This is a genomic window from Saccharomonospora saliphila YIM 90502, assembly GCF_000383795.1.
Lineage (GTDB): Bacteria > Actinomycetota > Actinomycetes > Mycobacteriales > Pseudonocardiaceae > Saccharomonospora > Saccharomonospora saliphila.
Genome location: NZ_KB912640.1, coordinates 242,476 through 246,549, shown reverse-complemented (window position 1 = coordinate 246,549; position 4,074 = coordinate 242,476). Strand labels below are relative to the sequence as shown.

The window sequence follows — 4,074 nt, the reverse complement described above, 5'->3', positions numbered from 1 at the left end:
CAGTCCGCCCGCGCGGTGATCTTGTCGATGAGGTCTGGGTCGCGGTCGACCGGGCCCCGCAGTTGTGGTGTGGGGTCCTGGTACCAGACGAACCAGGCGTCGGGGCGGCGGCCCACGCCGAGTACGTGGGCGCCCCGGCGTGCGAAGCCGAGCGCGGTGGCCGCGCCGAGTCCGGAACCCGCACCGGTGACCACGACCACGCGGCCGTCGAAGCGGAGGTCGTCGGGTGCGGACGGGGTGGCGTCGTGCGCGGTGTCGGTCATGGCGGCGACGCTAGGTCCTGACACCGGTGTCAAGGTCAAGTCCGCGGTTGGGCTGACGGGCGCGGAGGAAGGGAGCACCGGGTGCAGATCGGGGAGCTGGCCGCGCGGACGGGCGCGAGCCGACGGTCGATCCGCTACTACGAACAGCAGGGCTTGCTGGAGTCGCGGCGCACGGACACCGGCTGGCGGATCTACGACGAGCGCGCGGTCGATCGGGTGCGCAACATCCGGGAGCTGATCGCGGCCGGACTGACCGTCGACGACATCCGCGCCGTGGTGCCGTGCCTCGACCTCAAGACCGAGGAGTTCCGCAACTGCACCGACAGCCCGGACGGGGTGGTCGAGGTGTACCAACGGCGCCTCGGCGACGTCGAACGCAGGGCCGCGGAGCTGGAGCGGTACCGGGCGGAACTGGCCGACCGCCTGTCCCGGCTCCGCGCGGGGCGGCCGGACGAACCGATGGAGGAGCTGCTGGGCACCGCGGGACCGGACGCCTGATCCGGCGGTGACATCGGTCGATGGCGGTCAGTCTCCGAGCACGGGGCACCGCCGCCGCGGTTGACCGTTCGGTGTCGACGCCATGACAAGCCCGGAATCCGCATCGGCGTCGTGAACTCCCGCCGGGCGACCGGGGATGTCAGACCGGCGGCCGGAGGGGGCGCCGCCCCTCGCCGTCGCACCAGCGGCACGGCCTCAGGGTCAGAGCCGTGCGCGGAACCCCGCCGAGCACGGCGAGCTTCGGGTCCGGAACCTGGCCGTCCCCGCCGCACGCGAGGCACACCGCCTGCGGGCGCTTGTCGTCCTCGCTCATCGGCGAACCTTCCCGCTCGTGATCGTGACCGTCGCCGGTAACGCAGTCTACGGCCGACGCGGTACCGACGGCGGAGTCAGGACCCGGGACGCAGGATCGGGCGCAGGGCGGTCAACACGCCCGGGTCCTCGATGGTGGAGGGCACGGGTTCGTCGCGTCCGTCGGCGATGCCGCGCATCGTCCGGCGCAGGATCTTGCCGGAGCGGGTCTTGGGCAGCGCCTCGACCACCGACACGTCGCGGAACGCCGCCACCGGGCCGATCTCGTCGCGCACGGCGGCCACCAGCTCGTCGCGCAGCCTCCCGTGGTCGACGTCGGCGCCCGCCTTGAGCACCACCAGCCCGTGCGGGAGCTGTCCCTTGAGCCGGTCGGCCACCCCGATGACGGCGCACTCGGCGACGGCGGGGTGGGCGGCCAGCACGGCCTCGATCGAGCCCGTGGACAGCCGGTGCCCGGCCACGTTGATCACATCGTCGGTGCGGCCCATGACGAAGAGGTAGCCCTCGTCGTCGCGGTAGCCGGAGTCGCCGGTGAGGTAGTGCCCCTCGTAACGGGACAGGTACGACTCGACGTAGCGGTCGTCGTCACCCCACAGGGTCGGCAGCGCGCCCGGCGGCAGCGGCAGCCGCAAGGCGATCGCGCCCTCCCGCCCCGGGGGCAGTTCCTCGCCGGACGGGGAGAGCACGCGCACGTCCCATCCCGGCATCGGCACGCTCGCCGAACCCGGCTTGACCGGCATGGGTTCGAGACCCCGCGGGTTGGCGGCGACCGGCCAGCCGGTCTCGGTCTGCCACCAGTGGTCGATCACCGGCACGCCCAGCGTCTCCCGCGCCCAGCTCAGGGTCTCGGGGTCGAGCCGTTCGCCCGCGAGGAACAGCGTCGCCAGCCCGCTGAGGTCGTGCTCGGCCGTGGCCGCGCCGTCCGGATCGACCCGCTTGATCGCGCGCAGCGCCGTCGGCGCGGTGAACAGCGCGCGCACCCCGTACTCGGCGATCACCCGCCAGAACGCGCCCGCGTCCGGAGTCCCGACCGGTTTGCCCTCGTAGAGCAGCGTGGTCGCCCCCACCAGCAGGGGCGCGTAGACGATGTAGGAGTGGCCGACCACCCAGCCGACGTCGGAGGCGGTCCACCACACCTGTCCGGGTCCCACGTCGTAGATCGCCGGCATCGACCAGGCCAGGGCCACCGCGTGCCCGCCGTTGTCGCGGACGACGCCCTTCGGCTTCCCGGTGGTGCCCGAGGTGTAGAGGATGTAGAGCGGGTCGGTCGCGGCCACCGGCACCGGGTCGGCGGGCTCGGCCGAGGCGACAAGCTCGTCCCAGTCGACGTGCCGGGGATCGTCCAGCGTGGCCGGGGCGGCCGGGCGCTGAAGCACCACGACGTGGTCGGGCTGGTGCGTGGTCGCCGCGAGCGCGTCGGTCACGATCGGCAGGTACTCCACCGTGCGCGCGGGCTCGATGCCGCACGACGCGGCGACGATCACCGTCGGTGTCGCGTCCTCCACCCGTGCGGCCAGCTCGGCGGGCGCGAACCCGCCGAAGACCACCGAATGCACCGCGCCCAGCCGGGCGCAGGCGAGCATCGCCACCACCGCCTCGGGCACCATCGGCATGTAGATGATCACCCGGTCGCCGCGGCCCACCCCGAGTGACCGCAGCGCTCCCGCGAACCGCGCCACCCGGTCGCGCAGCTCCCGGTAGGTCAGCCGGTCCTTCGCCCCGGTGACGGGCGAGTCCCACAGCAGCGCGTCCTGCTCGCCCCTCCCCGCCTCGACGTGCCGGTCGAGCGCGTTGTAGGCGGTGTTCAGCACACCGTCGCCGAACCACCGGTACAACGGCGCGCCGGAGGAATCCAGCGCGCGCGACGGGGGACGGACCCAGTCGATCGCCCGCGCCGCGTCCAGCCAGAATCCCTCGGGGTCGTCGAGACCGCGCCGGTACTGCTCGGTGTATGCGCCCATCGGCTGCCTCCTCAGCGTCGAGGTCGTCAGCACAGACGGTAGGGCGGCGCCGAGCCGAAGACCAGGCCGCCGACACTCCGCGCCGGGCACCCGGACGGCACTCGGTCGAGGGACTTTCGGCGCGCACACCCGGGCAGCACCGTGCCCGCCGTAAGCTCGGCGAGAGGAACACGCCATACTTGGCCCTCGAACGGTGCCGGGCGACGCGACGAAGGAGCGAGGGGTGGAATCGATCGCGAGCTCGCTGCTTTCGCTCGCTTATCAGCTGTTCCAGCCGGGTTTCTGTCCCGGGGACTGGGCATGGGCCACGACGATGGCGGGGATGCTCGTCGCGCTGTTCCCCGTGGGGGCGGCCGTGGCCGTGGCGCTGATGCGTAAGTTCACCGGCAACCGCTACCACGGCGCCGCGCTCGGGGCGCTCGCCGGTTTCGGTCTTGTGCTCGTCCTGCTGGTGCCGTGGCTGCTCGTCACCGGCGCCTCCAGCGTCTTCCGCGGCGTGTTCCGGGGAGACGCCTCCGGGTTGTCGCTGGGCGAGTACGAAGCCATGCAGCGCGAGTACTGCTGGGTCGGCCCGCAGGACGAGTACCTCGGCGGCGGCCAGAACGTCTACGAGACCCTGTTCTATCCCTCCGGTGACGCGTTCGCCTACGGCTACTACCTCGCCGGGCTGATCGGCCTTCCGCTGCTGGCCCTGCTGGGCGTCATGCTGCTGGGCCGCATCGCCCTGCGGCGGGGACCGAAGTGGCCGGGCAGGTTGCTGTGGGTTCCGTTCGTGGCGTTGCTGCTGGTGGCCGAGGCCCGCGCGGTCGGACCGCCCCACGGCATCAGGTTCATCACTCCCGCTCCCAGGGCAGCCGGATGACGCGCACGTCGTGGCAGAAGTACTTGCCGCCGAACTGGGCGCCGATGCCGAACTCGCGGGTCATCTCCAGGACCTGCTGCTCCAGTTCCACGTCGCGGAACCCATGGCCCAGCTCGGACCCTTCCTCGGCAGCTCGTCCAGGTACCGCGCCGAAGCGAGCTTGGCGACCTTGAGGTTG

The 4,074-nt window shown here is 72.5% G+C and carries 5 protein-coding genes and 1 pseudogene; 2 read left to right on the top strand and 4 right to left on the bottom strand.

Features of this window, described 5'->3' with window-relative positions; genetic code table 11:
• On the bottom strand, positions 1 to 263 hold a 263-nt coding region (locus SACSA_RS25785), incomplete at its 3' end, for an SDR family NAD(P)-dependent oxidoreductase (protein ID WP_048876471.1).
• Positions 264 to 344: 81 nt separating this feature from the next.
• Between SACSA_RS25785 and SACSA_RS0106270 the strand changes: the two genes are divergently transcribed.
• Positions 345 to 761, top strand: a complete 417-nt coding sequence (locus tag SACSA_RS0106270; protein ID WP_019814313.1) for a MerR family transcriptional regulator — start codon at positions 345 to 347, stop codon at positions 759 to 761.
• Positions 762 to 900: 139 nt separating this feature from the next.
• Here the strand turns inward: SACSA_RS0106270 and SACSA_RS25780 are convergent, their stop codons facing one another.
• The gene (locus SACSA_RS25780; RefSeq protein ID WP_019814312.1) at positions 901 to 1,074 is read right to left on the bottom strand and encodes a hypothetical protein; all 174 of its coding nucleotides are present in this window, start codon (positions 1,072 to 1,074) and stop codon (positions 901 to 903) included.
• A gap of 76 nt (positions 1,075 to 1,150) precedes the next feature.
• Positions 1,151 to 3,034 (bottom strand): propionyl-CoA synthetase, encoded by a 1,884-nt coding sequence (locus SACSA_RS0106260; protein ID WP_019814311.1) that lies wholly within the window; start codon positions 3,032 to 3,034, stop codon positions 1,151 to 1,153.
• A 223-nt stretch (positions 3,035 to 3,257) separates the two neighbouring features.
• On the opposite strand from SACSA_RS0106260, the gene SACSA_RS0106255 reads away from it, so the two are divergent.
• Entirely contained in the window at positions 3,258 to 3,896 is a 639-nt protein-coding gene (locus tag SACSA_RS0106255; RefSeq protein ID WP_019814309.1) for a hypothetical protein, read from the top strand.
• Here SACSA_RS0106255 and SACSA_RS24435 read toward each other — a convergent pair.
• A pseudogene (locus SACSA_RS24435) lies at positions 3,883 to 4,074 on the bottom strand (fumarate hydratase); the annotation flags it as partial. The gene SACSA_RS0106255 and the pseudogene SACSA_RS24435 sit on opposite strands and share 14 nt — an antisense overlap.